Annotated in this window: 3 protein-coding genes; all 3 read left to right on the top strand. The window is 72.1% G+C overall.

From position 1 onward, the window contains the following. Positions 1-1,422 (top strand): murein transglycosylase A (gene mltA / locus VBO01S_RS31100; RefSeq protein WP_062482986.1); only part of this gene is annotated, 1,422 nt, incomplete at its 5' end. Positions 1,423-1,451: 29 nt separating this feature from the next. Beyond that, the gene (locus VBO01S_RS31095; protein ID WP_062482983.1) at positions 1,452-2,201 is read left to right on the top strand and encodes a hypothetical protein; all 750 of its coding nucleotides are present in this window, start codon (positions 1,452-1,454) and stop codon (positions 2,199-2,201) included. 27 nt (positions 2,202-2,228) lie between these two features. Then, positions 2,229-3,365, top strand: a complete 1,137-nt coding sequence (locus tag VBO01S_RS31090) for a hypothetical protein (RefSeq protein ID WP_062482980.1) — start codon at positions 2,229-2,231, stop codon at positions 3,363-3,365. Positions 3,366-3,461 lie beyond the last annotated feature (96 nt).

Raw genomic sequence — 3,461 nt, 5'->3', positions numbered from 1 at the left:
CCCACCGGCGGCAGCGTGGCGGGGCAGGCGCGCACCTTCTCGACCCAGCTCGCAACCTACACCTCGGTCGGCTTCGACGCCGTGCCGGGCTGGGCGCGCGACGACTTCTCGGAAAGCTGGCCGGCGTTCCTGGGCAGCTGCAAGGTGCTCAACGGCCGAGGCGCCGAGTGGAAAGAGGTGTGCGAGCGCGCGCTGAAGGTCGACGGCAAGAGCACGCAGGCCATTCGCGGCTTCTTCGAGAGCGAGTTCTCGGCGTATCAGATCCGCGACGACGACCGCAAGCCCGACGGCGTGGTCACCGGCTACTTCGAGCCCGAGATCGCGGGCAGCCGCACCTACGTCGCACCGTTCATCTACCCGGTCTACGGCCAGCCCGAGGACATGCTGTTCGTCGACGCGCGCAAGCTCCCGGCCGGCAGCGGCACGGTGGCCGCGAAGGTCGAAGGCCGCAACGTGATCGTGCAAAGCGGCCTGAGCACGCGCGACATGGGCGCGCCGGGCCTGTACGCGCTCGACCTCTCGGCCATCACCCGTGACACGCTCGACCGCAAGGTGCGCCTGCGCATCGACGGCAAGCGCCTGCTGCCGTACTACACGCGCGAAGAGATCGAGACCAAGGGCGCACCCAACGCCAAGGTGCTGGCCTTCGTGAGCAGCGCCACGGCGCTGTACGAGATGCAGATCCAGGGCTCGGGCCGCATCAAGCTGCCCAGCGGCGAAGTCGTGCGCGTGGCCTACGCCGAGCAGAACGGCCAGCCCTTCCGCCCGACCATCGCGCAGGCCGCCAACGGCAAGCCGCGCAGCGCCGTGAAGGTGCGCGGCGGATCGCTCGAGCTGACGCTGGACGACGGCGACGACGAAGACACGGGCGCCGTCGACAACAGCGTGATCCGCACGCGCGGCTTCACGCTGGCACGGCCGACGGCCAGCGGCGCGGTGGTGGTGCCGGGCCGGCGCACGGCAGGCGCGGTGACCGGCTCCGGCATCAAGGACCCGAGCTACGTGTTCTTCAAGGAATCGACCTCGCCCGCGGGCGGCCCGGTGGGCGCGTTCGGCGTGCCGCTGTCGGCCGGCCGCTCGATCGCGGTCGATCCGCGCAGCACGCCGCTGGGCTACCCGGTGTTCGTGTCGACGCGCACGCCCGGCAGCGGCGCACCCATGCAGCGCCTGACCATCGCGCAGGACACCGGCGGCGCGATCCGCGGCGCGGTGCGAGCCGACTACTTCTTCGGCAACGGCCAGCAGGCCGCCACCAACGCGCGCCGCATGAAGGAGCGCGGACAGCTGTGGATTCTTCTGCCGCGCGGCCTGGCCGTGGCGCAGGCGGCGGTGTCGGGGGCAATCCGCACGCGCGGCGGCCCGGTCGGCGCGAATCTTCCGCAGTGCCTCGTGCCCACGGAAGGCGTCTGCGTCGACGACTGACCTTTTTTCTTTCGACCCCTTGGCCCTTCATGCAGGAAACCCTCTCGTCCGCGGAAAGCTCTGAACTCGTCCGCCTCTGGCGGCGCCGGCAGACGCTGTCCTCGGACGACATGGGCACCATGTACCGCATCGTGGGCGATGCGCTCGTGGCCTGCAACCCGCCCGAGCTGCAGGTGCTGGGCGAGGGCCGGCAGGAGCTGGTGGCGCAGTTCATCTATGTGAAGGTGCTGCGGCTCGATGCCGACCCCGACGAGTCGGAAGAGCGCGCCGGCCACAGCGCGCCGTCCACCGCCTTCGCGCTGTGCGCGTACTTCCGCCGCTACCTCATCGACTGCACGCGCGCCAGTTCGTTTCGCCGCAAGGTCTCCATCGGCGACCAGATCACCGAGGCCCAGCTCGAAGACGAGCTAGGCCCCGGCGAAGACCTCGACGGCTGCCTGGCCGAGCACGGCCTCAGCGCGCAGGCCGTGCAGCTGGCGGCGCGCGCCTTCATCGCCGGGCTGCCGGAGCCCGAGCGCATCCTGCTGTGCGAGGGCTTCGGGCAGGAGGCCGAGGGCGGGTTGTCGGGCGTGGCCTCGCGCCACGCCATCGCCTCGTACCACTACCGCGCCGGCCGGCTGGGCCTCGTGCACAAGCGCGAAGGGCTGGGCGCCGGCTATGCGCAGACCCGCATCGGCAGCTGGATCGGCCAGACCCTGGGCATCGCCATCGAGGCCGACAACATGGCGGCGATCCTGCAGGTTTTCAAAATCCTCGGGGCTGAAGCGTCTTATGTCTGAAGACATAGCCATTCAGGAACAGACGCCATGACCACCGACCTCTGGCCCCCGCTCAGCGTGATCCGCCATGCGTTCGAAACCGGCGCGCCGCCCGGCGATGCCGCGCCGGACGCCGCACCCGTCGCGATGCCGCACGGCAACAGCGCGGGCGCGGGCACGCCGGTGGTGTCGGACCTGCTGCTCCCTTTGACCGAATTGGCCCGGCGCCGCGAGGCTGTCGCCCGGCGCGCCTTCACCGCGCGCTGGGCGCCGGGCCGCCTCGTGAGCGTGGTGCACGACGGGCGCCTGCTCGGCGTGCTGCTCGACCGCTGCATCCACGGCGACCTCTGGCAGGGCTGGATGGCCGCCGGCGAGCCCGACTGGGCCGGCCCCTTCGACGTGCTGCTGGAGCCCGACGACGAGCCTTTCGAGCCCATGTTCGGCGTGGTCCAGGCCTGGAACGTGCTCACGCTCGAGCCCAGCCCGCAGCTGGCCGCGCGCGTGCTCGGCGAGGTGTCGGCCACGCGGCTCGCCGCGATCCGCGCGGTGCACGACGAATGGGCCGCGCACGCGGCGCCCGACATCGCGCCCGAGCCCGGGCGCATCGCACTGCGCGGCGTGGCCGGCGCGTTCTCGGTGCTCTCGGGCACGCCGCTGGGCCCGCAGGACCCGCGCACCGACTACCAGGCGCTGTACCGCGATGCCGGCCTGCAACTGGGCCGCGCGCTGGCGCAACCGCAGGACGAGGCGCCGAAGGCTGCGCCGCCGCCATCGCCCGCCCGGCCGCTGCCGCGGCCGGAAGACGGCTGGTGGGGCAGCATCCGCCGCTGGTTCGGCGCCGAAGGCTGGGCGCGCCCGGCGTTTGCGGCGGTGGCGCTGTTCGCGGTGATCCAGAACGTCGGGCTCATCGGTGGGCGCAGCACCACCGAAGACGACGACGTGCGTTTCCGCTCGGTGCCGACTGCACCGGTCGCGGCGCAGGCGAACCTGGTCGTGCGCTGGAAGGACGGCGTGCGCATCGATGAAGCGGATCGCCTGCTGCGCACGATGTCGGCTGAAGTGGTCGGCGGGCCGGGGCCCAATGGCGTGTGGCGCCTGCGCGTGACCGATCCGGTCGGCGGCTTGTCGGTGCTTGCGGCGTCGCCGTTGGTTGCATCAGCCGGGCCGGCTTCGGAGCAGCGATGACACGCGCCGCGCGGCCCCCGTCTTTCTCCCTCCCCCGCTGGGGGAGGGCAGGGGTGGGGGCAAGCGGCGCATCCATCGGGCGCTCTGCCTGCCCCC

The organism is Variovorax boronicumulans NBRC 103145, from assembly GCF_001591345.1.
Lineage (GTDB): Bacteria > Pseudomonadota > Gammaproteobacteria > Burkholderiales > Burkholderiaceae_C > Variovorax > Variovorax boronicumulans.
Note: the sequence above shows the minus strand (reverse complement) of the source record. Positions and strands in the feature narration are given on the sequence as shown.